This is a genomic window from Paraburkholderia sp. GAS334, assembly GCF_050436625.1.
Taxonomy (GTDB): Bacteria; Pseudomonadota; Gammaproteobacteria; order Burkholderiales; family Burkholderiaceae; genus Paraburkholderia.
Genome location: NZ_JBNDMO010000010.1, coordinates 196,939 through 211,143, shown reverse-complemented (window position 1 = coordinate 211,143; position 14,205 = coordinate 196,939). Strand labels below are relative to the sequence as shown.

The 14,205-nt window shown below is 62.4% G+C and carries 8 protein-coding genes; 2 read left to right on the top strand and 6 right to left on the bottom strand.

Going from position 1 to position 14,205, the window contains the following annotated elements; translation table 11 throughout:
* Window positions 1–36 precede the first annotated feature (36 nt).
* The 6 genes from P3T21_RS20175 to fixL all read right to left on the bottom strand — a co-directional run bounded on the left by P3T21_RS20175 (window position 37) and on the right by fixL (window position 9,378).
* Entirely contained in the window at window positions 37–2,154 is a 2,118-nt protein-coding gene (locus tag P3T21_RS20175) for a M3 family metallopeptidase (protein WP_429257713.1), read from the bottom strand.
* 159 nt (window positions 2,155–2,313) lie between these two features.
* Window positions 2,314–3,177, bottom strand: a complete 864-nt coding sequence (gene folD, locus P3T21_RS20170) for a bifunctional methylenetetrahydrofolate dehydrogenase/methenyltetrahydrofolate cyclohydrolase FolD (protein WP_429257712.1) — start codon at window positions 3,175–3,177, stop codon at window positions 2,314–2,316.
* Window positions 3,178–3,347: 170 nt separating this feature from the next.
* Window positions 3,348–4,301 carry a DUF2950 domain-containing protein gene (locus P3T21_RS20165; protein WP_429257711.1) on the bottom strand — a complete coding sequence of 318 codons (954 nt, stop codon included), beginning with the start codon at window positions 4,299–4,301 and terminating at the stop codon, window positions 3,348–3,350.
* Between the two features lie 21 nt (window positions 4,302–4,322).
* Window positions 4,323–5,687: a DUF3300 domain-containing protein gene (locus tag P3T21_RS20160; RefSeq protein WP_429257710.1), complete on the bottom strand. Its 1,365-nt coding sequence runs from the start codon at window positions 5,685–5,687 to the stop codon at window positions 4,323–4,325.
* A 536-nt stretch (window positions 5,688–6,223) separates the two neighbouring features.
* On the bottom strand, window positions 6,224–6,868 hold the full coding sequence (fixJ, locus tag P3T21_RS20155) for an oxygen response regulator transcription factor FixJ (RefSeq protein ID WP_429257709.1): 645 nt from the start codon (window positions 6,866–6,868) through the stop codon (window positions 6,224–6,226).
* The gene (gene fixL / locus P3T21_RS20150; RefSeq protein ID WP_429257708.1) at window positions 6,865–9,378 is read right to left on the bottom strand and encodes an oxygen sensor histidine kinase FixL; all 2,514 of its coding nucleotides are present in this window, start codon (window positions 9,376–9,378) and stop codon (window positions 6,865–6,867) included. The genes fixJ and fixL overlap by 4 nt, the downstream gene beginning before the upstream one ends.
* A 275-nt stretch (window positions 9,379–9,653) precedes the next feature.
* On the opposite strand from fixL, the gene aceE reads away from it, so the two are divergent.
* Together aceE and aceF are read left to right on the top strand one after the other, a co-directional pair.
* Entirely contained in the window at window positions 9,654–12,350 is a 2,697-nt protein-coding gene (gene aceE / locus P3T21_RS20145) for a pyruvate dehydrogenase (acetyl-transferring), homodimeric type (protein ID WP_429257707.1), read from the top strand.
* 79 nt (window positions 12,351–12,429) lie between these two features.
* Window positions 12,430–14,088 (top strand): dihydrolipoyllysine-residue acetyltransferase, encoded by a 1,659-nt coding sequence (gene aceF / locus P3T21_RS20140; RefSeq protein ID WP_429257706.1) that lies wholly within the window; start codon window positions 12,430–12,432, stop codon window positions 14,086–14,088.
* Window positions 14,089–14,205: the final 117 nt, after the last annotated feature.

The window sequence follows — 14,205 nt, the reverse complement described above, 5'->3', positions numbered from 1 at the left end:
CACAGCACCACGCACTGCGGCATCGGGCACCCAGCGCTATGAATGCGCAGCGCCAGGCGTCATGCCGTTATGACGCAGCAACGCATCGATATTCGGCTCGCGGCCACGGAACGCCTTGAACGATTCCATTGCAGGCCGGCTGCCGCCCACTTCGAGAATCTCCTTGCGATAGCGCGTGCCGGTTGCCACATCGAGCACGCTGCCATGCTTCGCCTGCGCGGCTTCTTCGAATGCGGCGTACGCGTCGGCGGACAACACTTCCGCCCACTTGTAGCTGTAGTAGCCCGCGGCGTACCCACCCGCGAAGATGTGGCTGAACGTATTCGGCCAGCGCGAGAACGACGCCTGCGGAATCACATGGAAACGCTCATTGATCTCACGTGCAAGATCGTTCGCGCTTTTCTCTCCGGATGGATCGAAGTCCACATGCAGCGACATATCGAACATCGAGAACACGATCTGCCGCAATGTGCCGAGGCCGCTCTGGAAATTCTTCGCGGCAAGCATCTTGTCGTACAGCGGGCGCGGTAGCGGGGCAGCGGTCTCGACATGCGAGGTCATGTCGCTTAGCACGTCCCACTCCCAGCAGAAGTTTTCCATGAACTGCGACGGCAATTCGACCGCGTCCCATTCGACGCCGTTGATGCCGGACACGCCCAGTTCGTCGACGCGTGTCAGCATGTGGTGCAGCCCGTGCCCGAACTCGTGGAACAACGTGATCACCTCATCGTGCGTGAAGCATGCTGGCTTGCCACCCACCGGCGCCGAGAAGTTGCACGTGAGATACGCGACGGGCGTCTGCACGCCGCCTTCGGCGCGCTTGCGACGCGTACGCGCATCGTCCATCCATGCGCCGCCGCGCTTGCCTTCGCGCGCGTACAGATCGAGATAGAACTGCGCGACGAGCGCACCGTCCTGATTCTCCACACGGAAAAAACGCACGTCCGGATGCCACGTCGCAGCTTCGTCGCGACGGATGCGCACGCCGAAGAGCGTCTCTGTGACCTTGAAAAGGCCTTTCAACACGGCGTCTTCCGGGAAGTACTGTTTGACTTCGTTTTCAGAGAACGAATAGCGCTTCTGACGCAGGCGTTCGCCGGCAAAGGTCATATCCCAGGGCTGGATGTCGGCGAGGCCGAGTTCGCTTGCAGCGAATTCGCGCAGTTCCTTCCAGTCCTGCTCCGCATGCGGACGCGCACGCGTCGCCAGATCTTCGAGGAACGTCATCACCTGGGCGGGCGATTCGGCCATCTTTGGCGCCAGCGATACTTCAGCGAAGTTCATGAAGCCGAGCATCTTCGCTTCTTCTTCGCGTACTTTCAGTTCTTCGGCGAGGACCGCGGTGTTGTCCCACTCGGCTTTGCCGTTGCCGTACGCGGCACCCAGTTCCGACGCACGGGTTGCATACGCGCGATACATCGTCTCGCGCATCGCACGGTTTTCCGAGTACTGCATCACCGGGAAATACGACGGGAAGTGCAGCGTGAATTTCCAGCCTTCCTTGCTGTCACGTTGCGCCGCTTCGCGCGCGCCTTCGACGACGTCATCCGGCAGGCCGGCCAGTTCCGCTTCTGTTGTTGCGATATAGGCGTACGCATTCGTCGCGTCGAGCACGTGATCGGAGAACGATTTCGAGAGCCCGGCCTGACGCTCCTGCAATTCTGCAAAACGCGGCTTCTGGTCTTCCGGCAACTCGGCGCCCGACAGACGGAAATCGCGCAACGCGTTGCCGAGAATTTTTTTGCGCTCGCCTGTCAGCGAGGCGAAGTCGGCGCTGGCGTTGAGCGCCTTGTACTTCTCGTAGAGCGCGAGATTCTGGCCGACGCTCGACCAGAACTCGGTCACGCGCGGCAGATTTTCGCCGTAGACGGCACGCAGTTCCGGCGTATCGGCAACCGCGTTCAGATGGCCGATCACGCCCCAGGCTCGCGACAGCGGTTCGGTCGCGCGTTCGACGGGCTCGACGACGTCGGCCCACGAAGCCGGCGTGACAGGCGCGCTCGCGCGTTCGACGGCAGCATTCGCGTCGGCGAGCAATACATCGAGGGCAGGCGTGACGTGTTCGGGGCGGATTTCGCCAAAGCGCGGCAGATCGGTGAAATCGAGGAGCGGATTGTCCGCGTTCGGGCGGGTGGTGGCTGACGTAGATGACATAAGGCTTCCTGTCTGTCGCGGATCAAAAAGGGGCAACGCGCGGGCGTGCGCGGCAACGCGTCCCGCGCCCGTCAATCAGGTTATTGGGGCGGGAGACGCCGTTTCCAACCGTCAGGAAGCAAATTATCAGAAGTTGAGCCGCCCGGCGCAGTTCACGTTTTACGCGGCGTTTGCGTTTGCAGCGCGCTCAGCGGCTTCGATCGTGTTGACGAGCAGCATCGTGATCGTCATCGGACCTACGCCGCCTGGCACCGGCGTGATGTAGCCGGCCACTTCCTTGACGCCCGCGAAATCGACGTCACCGCACAACTTGCCGGTCTCATCGCGATTCATGCCGACGTCGATGACGGCTGCGCCCGGTTTCACCATATCCGCCGTCAGGATGTTGCGCATACCTGTTGCCGCGACAACCACGTCGGCGTTGCGCGTGTGAAGAGCGAGATCGCGTGTCTTGCTGTGACAGATCGTGACGGTCGCGCCCGCTTCGAGCAGCAGCAGCGCCATCGGTTTGCCGACGATATTCGAGCGGCCGATGACCACCGCTTCCGCGCCCTTCAACGCGATGCCGTGCGCTTCGAACATTTTCATCACGCCATAAGGCGTGCACGGACGGAACAGCGGCTTGCCGGTCATCAGCGCGCCCGCGTTGGCGACGTGAAAGCCGTCGACGTCCTTCTCCGGCGCGATCGCTTCGATGACCTTATGGCTGTCGATATGCGGCGGGAGCGGCAACTGGACCAGGATGCCGTGAATCTTCGGATCGTGGTTCAGTTCGTCGATGCGCGCCAGCAGATCCGCTTCGGACAGCGATGCCGGATAGCGGTCATACGAAGAGAAGAGGCCATTGTCCTGGCACGCCTTCACCTTGTTGCGCACATAGACTTCGCTCGCGGGATTGTCGCCGACGAGCACAACAGCAAGACCCGGTTGATGACCACGGGCGGAGAGGGCGGCAGCGCGCGTGGCGACGTCGGCGCGAAGAGTACGGGAGAGGGCGTTGCCGTCGATGAGGGTGGCTGTCATGGTCGGTCGAGAGTGGGCAGTTCGGGATGCGCGGCGCGCGATGCGTGAGACGTGTGCGCGTCGTAACGCTTTCGGGCACGTACAGGCGACGTGACAAAAAGCGCGCGGCGCAGGATCTGCGCCGCTGCGAAGTCTCACATTATACCGTCGAGGCCCGCCGGACTGGACGCTCAGGGCTGGACTGCCTGCCAGGACGGATCAGGATCGAACGACTTGACCGACGCTGCGGCGCGCGTCGTCTGCGGGCCGAGGTTCTTCTGATACAGCTGGCCGTCCTGGTTGACGATGAAGCTCATCACACCCGTCTTGCCATATTCGACTGGCCACGCGACGAGGCCAAAACCCTTCGTCAGCGTGCCGTCCTGCACATAGTTCTGCGCGCCACCTTTTGCGTGTGCGCCCTGCGCGGTCAGAATCCGATAGTGATAACCGTGATAACCCTCCTTCGTCACGGTGGCGCCGTGCGGCATCGCTGCCGCGAGTGGACCGAGCGGGCTTTCCGCTTCGCCTGGCGCAGTAGGCCAGTACAGGCCGTCGCGCTGGCCTGGCGTGCTGACGATGTGCTGGGCATAGTGCTGGGTCAGCTTGTTGTAGTCGTTCTGCGCATCGAGATAGGCAAGCGAAGTCATCATCGCCGCGCGTTCGTTGCGGCCGATGCGGCGCGTCAGGATTTCGTCCCCGGCGGCGACAGGATCGAAACGCCAGCCGTGCGAAGTCTGCACGAGCGGAATGGGCAAGGTCCAGCCGCTTGTGCCGACCCCGAGATGCGCGCTGGGGTGCCCGTTAAGCGGCGCCGGATCGTTGACGATCTGGTGTCCCTGCGACCATTCGCCGAGAAACGCATAGATATCGTCTTCGCCTATATCTTTCGTCGGGATGAAACGCGTGAAATCGTTGCCGAGTACACGCTTCATCGCATCGTGATCGTTGCGGGAGAGTGCATCGGCAAATGCGTTGGCAGCGGCATCAGGTGTCGGATAAACGACCTGCGCGTGGGCGGCCGTGGTGCCGAGCAACAGGACCAGCACCGCGAGCAACGTGCCCGCCGTGCCGACAGTGCTGAGTGTGATGGCGAGCGCTACGGCGCGGACGCGGCGTGCGCGAAGTGCAGGAAAGCGAATCATTAGCGGCTCCTTTGTGATCGTTCAACGTTGACGGCCAAAGTGGCGCTGACCGCCGCCGCCACCGCCCAGTCCGCCACCACCGCCGCCACCCAGTCCGCCGCCGCGCTGTTGACCGCCGCCGCCTGCGCCGAGCCCACCGCTGGCCTGTTGACCGCCGCCTGCGCCGGGCCTGCCGCTGGCCTGTTGACCGCCGCCACCGGCGCCGAATCCACCGCTGCGTTGCTGACCGCCGCCGCCTGACCCCAATCCGCCGCCCGCGCTTGCCTGCGACTGGCGGCTCGCTTGCCCGCGTTGTGCGTCCTGCTGCGCGGCACTGCCGTTGCCGGCACCGCGCAGCGCGTTGTCGCGGTTCACGTTCTGCGCGTTGTTGCGCACGTTATTGGCATTTGCACCGCCCTGCTGGATGCCCTGCACGCGCTGGCTGGCCGTGCCGCTCATGTTCTGGCCGGTACGATTCTGCAACGTCTGCTGCGCCTGCGCACGCGCGCTGCTGTTGTCGCGTCCACGGTAGGCATCGCGCTGCGTGCTGCTCAGATTGTTGCTGACATTGGTGTTGCGGTTGACGTTGGCGTTGCGATTCCAGTTCGTCGTGCTGCTATTGACGTTGAGCTGCCTGTTGACGTTGATGTTGTTGTACTGGTTGACGTTAATGTTGACGCTGTGATTGTTCCAGTTGAACCCGCCCCACAGCGAGTTCGCGACCGCGACGCCGGCGCCGAACGCAAGGCCCGCGGCGAGGCCGGTCGCGATCGCATAGCCGGGCGGCGGTGGAACATACACGGGCGGATACGCGGGATAGGGCCACGCTCCGTAGACGACCGTGGGGTTATAGGTCGGCACGTACACGACCTGCGGATTCGCCGGCACGATCTGGATCGTGCTCTGTTCGACGACCACCTTTTGCTGTTCGCTCGATTTCAGGTTGCCTGCCTGCTGCGCCTGCTTGCGCAGCCGCTGCACGGAGTCCATCACGTCGTTCGGCTGGGCGAGAAATGCGTTGCCGAGTTGCGTGACCCAGTCCGGCTTCGACGCCATCGTGGCGAGCACCTGAGGGAACGCGACAAGCGATTGCACGCTCGGGTCCCACGGTTGCGGCGCGACCGCCTTCACGGCATCGTCGCCCTTGAGGTTCGGATTCGACTTCGACCAGGCTGCGGCGGCTTCTACGTCCTGCGGGAATGTGGCGGCCATCAGCACCTGCGCGAGCAGGGCGTCCGGGTAGAGCGCAATGGGCGCGGTCAGCGAGTCCAGCTGCTGGTTCGAAACCTTCGCGGGGCTTTGCGCATAGGCAACGGTGGGCGTAGCGACGCCGATGAACAGCGGCGCGCCAGCGAGCGCGGCACAGAGAAGCAGCACACGTGGCTTGTGTGCTCCGGATCGTTTCACGATGAAGTCCTCCCGGCTGCGTGATGCGCGCATGGACTGCCCGCAGCGAATGCTGCAGTGCCATCGCGCAAGGAATTGAAGAAGCTGGTGGCAAGCGAGATCGATAACCCGGCGAGGTGCGGGTGCATGGGTTCCGTCATGTCCGCGAGGTGGGTCTTGCGCGATGCATGAACTGCCGCCCGTTGCCATATCGCGTGTGACGTGCATGAAATCTCGGACTCGCGATCATCGGGCATCTGCACGTTCCTGATATGCGGTGATACCTAAATTAAGGGGCAAAGCAAGGGCTGTCAATGTCTATGATGAAACGTTACGATTCACGTTTTGTGCACTATTGAACGCATTGCGCCGATGCACGAAACAATGTCCCTGTGAGTCATGCCATCGCATGCGCGACGCGGGTCCCAGGCGTGATCAATAGAAGTACTTGCAATCCTGCACCGGAACGACGATGCACAGGTACGCCGGCGGGGCGTTGGGGAAACGCATGCTGACCGGACCGTTTGGGTCCGGCCAGCATGGTGATGAGGCGGGCGTTACTGCGCTTGTTGCGGCTTGTTCGACAGTGCGAGTCGCAACAGGTCGGCGACCGTATTGACGTTAAGCTTTTCCATGATGTTCGCGCGGTGCGCTTCGACGGTCTTGATGCTGATGCCGAGGTCGTCGGCGATCTGCTTGTTCAGGCGGCCGGCGATGATCCGCTCCAGCACCTGATGTTCACGCGCCGTCAGCTTGCCGAGACGTTCGGCCGCTGCGCGTTGCTGCTGGACGCTGCTGCTTTCGCTGCGCGCCTTGTCGAGCATGCGCTCGACCAGCTTGCGCAGTTCGGCTTCGTCGAACGGTTTTTCGATGAAGTCCATCGCGCCTTTTTTCATCGTCGACACAGCCATCGGCACGTCGCCGTGACCCGTGACGAAGATGATCGGCAGCGACGCGTTGTCGGCGATCAGGCGTTCCTGCAACTCGAGACCGCTCATGCCCTGCATCCGCACGTCGAGAATCAGGCACGCGATCTGGCCCGCGTGCTGGGCGGGCTGGTAGGCGTCGACGAACTGCTCCGCGCTGGAGAAGCACTGCACGCGATAACCGTTCGCCTCCAGCAGCCAGCGCAGTGAATCTCGCACGGCCTCGTCATCGTCGACGACAAAGACGGTTTCCTGTGTGGTGACTGGGGTGTTCATGTCTCTCCCGTAACGGTTTGTGGTGTCGGCGCCTCTGACCCGCCGTTGCTCGGGCCGTCGGGCTCTCCAATAGGCAGACTGCAATGGAACGTAGCACCTGTGATGTGGCCGTCAGATTCGACGTTGTTCACCACCCACAGGCGGCCGCGATGGGATTCGATAATGGAACGGCAGATGTTGAGCCCCATTCCCATGCCATCGGACTTCGTACTGTAAAACGGTTCAAAGAGGCGCTCGGCTGTCCCTTCATCGACGCCCGGACCCTGATCGACGACGCTGATACTGACAAAGCCGTTCTCCATCCGGACGACAACGCGGATCACCGGATCGACGGCGTTCGGTCGTGCATCATGCATCGCTTCGGCGGCGTTCTTCAGCAGGTTCACGAGCACCTGTTCGATCAGTACCGGATCGACGTAGATCACGGGCAGCCGCGAACGCATGTCGGTGATGATCCGGATCCGGCGCTTGCGCGCCTCGATTTCGGCCAGACCGACCGCATCCGCGACGATGTCCGAGACGCGCGTTGCCTGGCGCTTCGGCTCGCTGCGCTTCACGAACTCGCGAATCCGCTTGATGATCATGCCGGCCCGCACAGCCTGTTGCGCTGTCTTTTCCAGAACAGGTAAAAGGTTGTCGGGAGTTGTCCGACCAGATTTAACCAGTGCTACGGTTCCTGAGCAATAGTTATTGATGGCGGCGAGCGGCTGGTTCAGTTCGTGAGCGAGCGACGACGCCATTTCGCCCATCGTCATCAGCCGGCTCGTGAATTGCAGTTTCTCGTCCTGCTGGCGCGCGAGTTCCTGCGCCTGCTTGCGTGTCGTGATGTCGGTCGCGATCTGCATCTGCGCGAGATGGCCGTCCACCCACTGAATGTACTGGCGCCGCACTTCGAACCACTTCTGGATGCCTTGCACATAGACTTCCTGTGCATCGGCGGTGCTTTCGGTCAGCGCGGCGGCGGGCAGGCCGGCGTAGGCATCGACCATGTCGATCGAATCCGACGAAGCCTGCGCGTTGTCGAAACCCGCGCCCGCCAGTTCCAGATGGCCGTCTGGACGGATGCCGAACAGATGCCGGTAGTAGCGGTTCGCGAACAGCAGTTCGGCTTCGTCGGCGGCGAGCACGGACACGGCGGCGTCGAGGCTTTCGAGCACGGTCGTGAAGCGCTCGTGCGCGGCCGCGAGTTCTTCACGGGCGCGTTTCGGTTCGGTGATGTCGGTCATCGACGACATCCAGCCCGTCTGGCGACCTGAGCTGTCGATCAGCGGTGATACATAGAGCCGCGCGTGGAACAGCGAGCCGTCCTTGCGCCGCACGCGCAGCTCGAATCCGGACGACGGCGCCTTGCCACGCAGCGTCATATCGAGCTGACGCTGCATTTCTGGATAGGCGTCGCGCGGCCAGTACGGGAAGGGCGCGGTCTTGCCGTTGAGGTCGCTTTCGTCCCAGCCGGTCATGCGGCAGAACGCCGGGTTCACGTGCGTGATGCGGCCGTGCATGTCGAGCACGCGCATACCGATCAGCACCGAGTTTTCCATCGCGCGACGGAAGAACGCTTCGGCGTACAGCGCCTGCTGTGCCTCGAAGCGCTGGCGCGTGTGCTTCCACAGGCTCCACAGGCTCCACAGCACGAAACACGACAGCCCGGCGACGAGCCAGACGAGCGTGTTGTTCGTGAAGTTGGTCATCTGCGGATACGCGTACACGCGCACCGAGACGCCCTGGCCGGGCGGATCGAGCGGCAGGTCGTAGAACGCGTCGCGCGGCAGGCGCGGACGCGTCGACGTCGTGGCCAGCTCGCGGTTGTTCACATCGATGATCGAGATCTTGTACTTCGCGGAGAGCTCAGGCGGGATGTCGTGCTTGAGGATGCCTTCGACTGAAAACACCCCGGCGATCGTGCCGAGAAACTCCCGTTCACGGAACACCGGCGTCTGCAATGTGATGTAGCCGTTGCCAAGATCGTCGTAGATCAGCGGCGAATAGACCTGGCGGCGCGTGTCGCGCGCTTCGGCGAAGGCGGCCTTCACGGCCTCGTCCATCTGGTTGTCGCTGGGTTTGGCGAGACGCTGTCCGAACACCGGCAGCGCGGTATTGGGCCAGCGCGGCTGCTGCTGGCTCGTGTACCAGTTCATGTAGAGGATTTCGGGATGCCCCTGCATGATGTCCGTGGTAGACACCTGGAACGAATGCGGATCGGCGTGGCCGGCGGCGAGATCGCGTGCCAGCGCCTGCACCTGTTCCTGCGCACCCGTCATGGAAAGCCGGATCTGCTGCTGCGCCCACGCCACGTTACGGTAGAGCGTGTCTTCCTGGGTCTGCTGCTCGCGGCGGTTGAGACTCCAGAGGATCAGGCTCATGACGACCAGAAACACCAGGATCGAGAGCAGCGGCGTCAGCAAATAGGAGTTCGACCACCATGGTCCATGGTGCCAGCGGGACGGCGGCGTGTCCGCCGGCGAGCCGGACGGTCGCGCCGAGCGTGCGAAAAGGCGTTCGGTCAACATGCGTGGCATTGTAGCGCAGCGCGTCTTCGCGAAATCACGCAAAAAACGGTCGAAACTGGCTCTAATCGGAGCAAACTAGCCGACGTATCCGCGACAAGCCAGTGAATTCAGTGTGCGTCGCAACAATTTTCCGCATTATGAGAAATGATCTCGCAATTCGAAATTTTAGTTGCAGAGAGGTCTGACGCCTTATTACAATCGCCGGAAAGCTGCCGCGGTCGGGCTTCGTCCGCGTCGTCTGTTCAAAGAGCGTTCCTTATATTCAGGAGACGAGCATGTCCGCTGTACCCGACGAAGTGATGAAATATGTCGCCGCCGAAAAAGACGACGATCCCCAGGAAACCGGCGAATGGCTGGAAGCGCTGGATGGCGTGATTTCTGCGGTCGGTCCGGACCGCGCTCACTATCTGATCGAAAAACAGATCGAATTCGCCCGTGTGCACGGCGAACATCTGCCGTTCTCGGCAAACACTCCGTACATCAACACGATCCCCGTCGGAAACCAGGTGCAGATCCCGGGCGACCAGGATCTCGAACACCGCATCCGCTCGTACACGCGCTGGAACGCCATCGCGATGGTGCTGCGTGCGGGCAAGCATACGAACGTCGGCGGCCATATCGCGTCGTTCGCATCGGCTGCCACGCTGTATGACGTGGGCTACAACCATTTCTGGCGCGCGCCGTCTGATCAACACGGTGGTGATCTCATCTTCGTGCAGGGCCATTCGTCGCCGGGTGTGTACTCGCGCGCGTTCCTGCTCGGCCGTCTGACTGAGAACCAGCTCGATAACTTCCGTCAGGAAGTGGGCGGCGAGGGCATCTCGTCCTACCCGCACCCATGGCTGATGCCGGATTTCTGGCAGTTCCCGACCGTCTCGATGGGCCTCGGCCCGATCATGGCGATCTATCAGGCGCGCTTCATGAAGTACCTGCAGGCGCGCGGCGTGGCGAAGACCGACGGTCGCAAGGTGTGGGCATTCCTCGGCGACGGCGAAACCGATGAACCGGAATCGCTCGGCGCGATTGGCATGGCCGGCCGCGAACGTCTCGACAACCTGGTGTTCGTGATCAACTGCAACCTGCAGCGTCTCGACGGCCCGGTGCGCGGCAACGGCAAGATCATCCAGGAACTCGAAAGCGAATTCCGTGGCGCCGGCTGGAATGTCATCAAGGTCATCTGGGGCAGCCGCTGGGATGCGCTCTTCCAGCGCGACAAGTCGGGCATACTGATGCGCCGGATGATGGACGTCGTCGACGGCGAATATCAGACGTACAAGTCGGAATCGGGCGCGTACGTTCGCGAGCATTTCTTCAACACGCCGGAACTGAAGGCGCTGGTTGCCGACTGGTCCGATGAAGACATCTGGAACCTGAACCGTGGCGGCCACGATCCGCACAAGATCTACGCGGCATTCCACGAAGCGTCGAATTCGAAGGGCCATCCGACCGTCATCCTCGCGAAGACGATCAAGGGCTACGGGATGGGCGAAGCCGGCCAGGCGATGAACATCACCCACCAGCAGAAGAAGATGCAGGTGGACCAGCTGAAGAAATTCCGCGACCAGTTCCGTCTGCCGATCGCCGACGACGAACTCGTCAACGTGCCGTACCTCAAGTTCGAGGAAGGCTCGAAGGAACTCGAGTACATGCGCAGCCGCCGCCAGGACCTGGGCGGTTACCTGCCGGCGCGTCGTCAGAAGGCCGAATCGCTGCCGGTGCCGGAACTGAACGTGTTCGAGCCGCTCTTGAAGGGCACGGGCGAAGGCCGCGAGATCTCCACGACGATGGCGTTCGTGCGGATCCTGAACATCCTGCTGAAGGACAAGGCGCTGGGCAAACGCGTCGTGCCGATCGTGCCGGACGAATCGCGTACGTTCGGTATGGAAGGTCTCTTCCGTCAGATCGGTATCTGGAATCAGGACGGCCAGAAGTACGTGCCGGAAGATTCCGACCAGCTGATGTTCTACCGTGAATCGGAAACCGGCCAGATCCTGCAGGAAGGGATCAACGAGGCAGGCGGGATGTGTGACTGGATCGCAGCCGCGACGTCGTACTCGACGCACGGCGAGATCATGATCCCGTTCTACATCTTCTATTCGATGTTCGGCTTCCAGCGGATCGGCGATCTGGCGTGGGCAGCGGGCGACATGCGCGCACGCGGCTTCCTGCTGGGCGGCACGGCTGGCCGCACGACGCTCAACGGCGAAGGTCTGCAGCACGAAGACGGTCACTCGCTGATGTGGGCGGCTTCGGTGCCGAACTGCGTGAGCTATGACCCGACGTTCGGTTACGAACTGGCGGTCATCATGCAGGACGGTCTGCGCCGCATGGTGCAGGACCAGGAAGACGTGTACTACTACATCACCGTGATGAACGAAAACTACGAGCATCCTGCGATTCCGCAGGGCGATGCTGTAGCGGCCGACATCATCAAGGGCATGTACTCCTTCAGGAAGGCCGAAGCCGACAAAAAGGCGCCGCGCGTTCAGCTGATGGGCGCAGGCACGATCTTCAACGAAGTGATCGCTGCTGCCGACCTGCTGAAGAACGACTGGGGCGTCGCGGCCGACCTGTGGAGCGTACCGAGCTTCACCGAACTCGCGCGCGAAGGCCACGAAGTCCAGCGCTGGAACCTGCTGCATCCGACCGAAGAGAAGAAGGTCTCGCACGTCGAGAAGCTGCTGAAGGATGCGCCGGGCCCGGTCATCGCTTCGACCGACTACATCCGCGCGCTGACCGAACAGATCCGCGCCTTCGTGCCGCAGCGCTTCGTCGTGCTCGGTACCGATGGCTTCGGCCGTTCGGATACGCGTGAGAAGCTGCGTCACTTCTTCGAAATCGACCGCTACTGGGTCACCGTCGCTGCGCTGAATGCGCTCGCCGATGAGGGTACGATTGAGCGCAAGGTTGTGGCCGATGCCCTCAAGAAATACAACCTTGATCCCGCTAAACCCAACCCGATGACCGTCTAAGGCATCGCCCCCGAGTGCCATCCGTGCGCTTTCCGGCCTGAAGGGCGGGGAAGCGTGCGCGGCCCAGGAGACACTAACAATGAGTCAAGCGATCGAAGTCAAGGTGCCGGACATCGGCGATTACAAGGACATTCCTGTGATCGAGGTGCTGGTGAAGGCGGGTGACACCGTCGAAAAGGAGCAGTCGCTCGTCACGCTCGAATCCGACAAGGCAACGATGGATGTGCCGAGCTCGGCCGCCGGCGTCGTCAAGGAAGTGAGGGTCAAGGTCGGCGACAACGTGTCCGAAGGCACACTGATCGTCGTGCTCGAAGACGCTGGAGGCGGCGGTGCGAAGGCGGCTGAGAAGCCTGCGCCGGCGAAGGAAGCTGCGCCGGCCGCGGCACCGGCGGCCTCCAGGGCTGCCGCGCCGGCGCCGGCCGCTTCAGGTGGTGGCGTGCAGGAAGTGAAGGTCCCGGACATCGGTGATTACAAGGACATCCCTGTCATCGAAGTCGCGGTCAAGGTCGGCGATCGCGTCGAGAAGGAACAGTCGCTCGTCACGCTGGAATCCGACAAGGCGACGATGGACGTGCCGAGCACCGCGGCCGGTATCGTGAAGGAAGTGAAGGTCAAGGTAGGCGACAACGTGTCGGAAGGCTCGGTGATCGTGCTGCTCGAGACGGAAGGTGGCGCCGCGGCCGCACCGGCTGCGACTGCGCCGAAACAGGAAATCGAGAAGCCGTCCGATGCGCCGCAGGCGCCCGCGCCGGCACCGGCTTCGCCGTCTGTGCTCGCTCAGGCACCGGTCATTCAGGCTGGCGAAGGCGGCGTGCGCGCGAGCCACGCGTCGCCTTCGGTGCGCAAGTTCGCGCGCGAACTGGGCGTCGAGGTTGGGCGTGTGCAGGGTACGGGCCCGAAGGGACGTATCACGCAGGACGACGTCACCGCGTTCGTGAAGGGCGTGATGACCGGCCAGCGCGCTGCGCCGGCGGCGGGTGCGCCGGCTGCCGCAGGCGGGGGCGAGCTGAACCTGCTGCCGTGGCCGAAGGTCGATTTCGCGAAGTTCGGTCCGATCGATCCGAAGCCGCTGTCGCGCATCAAGAAGATTTCGGGCGCGAACCTGCATCGCAACTGGGTCATGATTCCGCACGTCACGAACAACGACGAAGCGGATATCACCGAGCTCGAAGCGCTGCGCGTGCAACTGAACAAGGAACACGAAAAGGCTGGCGTGAAGTTCACGATGCTGGCGTTCGTGATCAAGGCCGTCGTCTACGCGCTGAAGAAATTCCCGACGTTCAACGCAAGCATCGATGGCGATAACCTCGTCTTCAAGCAGTATTACAACGTCGGTTTTGCTGCCGATACGCCGAATGGTCTCGTCGTGCCCGTGATCCGCGATGCGGACAAGAAGGGTCTCGTCGATATCGCGAAGGAAATGGCCGATCTGTCGAAGGCCGCGCGTGAAGGCAAGCTGAAGCCGGATCAGATGCAAGGCGGCTGCTTCTCGATTTCGTCGTTGGGCGGGATTGGTGGGACGAATTTCACGCCCATCATCAACGCGCCTGAAGTCGCGATTCTTGGGTTGTCGCGCGGTGCGATGAAGCCGGTCTGGGATGGGAAGCAGTTTGTTCCGCGGCTGACGTTGCCGCTGTCGCTGTCGTACGACCATCGGGTCATCGATGGCGCCGAAGCCGCCCGGTTTAATGCGTATCTCGCTGCGGTTCTTGCCGATTTTCGGCGTGTGATTCTTTGATTTTGACGCTGGAGCGCGACGTGGGTCTGGTCCATCTGTGATCCACGTCTCTCGCTAAACCTGCTTTCTTGCCGGTCTGCTAGCGTCGCCCCTGTGCGGGGCAGCACCTGCTTTTCT

Excerpts from the sequence above, each read along its gene's own strand:
- aceF (WP_429257706.1), top strand. The coding sequence starts at position 12,430 with ATGAGTCAAGCGATCGAAGTCAAGGTGCCGGACATCGGCGATTACAAG.
- fixL (WP_429257708.1), bottom strand. The coding sequence starts at position 9,378 with ATGTTGACCGAACGCCTTTTCGCACGCTCGGCGCGACCGTCCGGCTCG.
- aceE (WP_429257707.1), top strand. The coding sequence starts at position 9,654 with ATGTCCGCTGTACCCGACGAAGTGATGAAATATGTCGCCGCCGAAAAA.
- fixJ (WP_429257709.1), bottom strand. The coding sequence starts at position 6,868 with ATGAACACCCCAGTCACCACACAGGAAACCGTCTTTGTCGTCGACGAT.
- P3T21_RS20165 (WP_429257711.1), bottom strand. The coding sequence starts at position 4,301 with ATGATTCGCTTTCCTGCACTTCGCGCACGCCGCGTCCGCGCCGTAGCG.
- folD (WP_429257712.1), bottom strand. The coding sequence starts at position 3,177 with ATGACAGCCACCCTCATCGACGGCAACGCCCTCTCCCGTACTCTTCGC.
- P3T21_RS20175 (WP_429257713.1), bottom strand. The coding sequence starts at position 2,154 with ATGTCATCTACGTCAGCCACCACCCGCCCGAACGCGGACAATCCGCTC.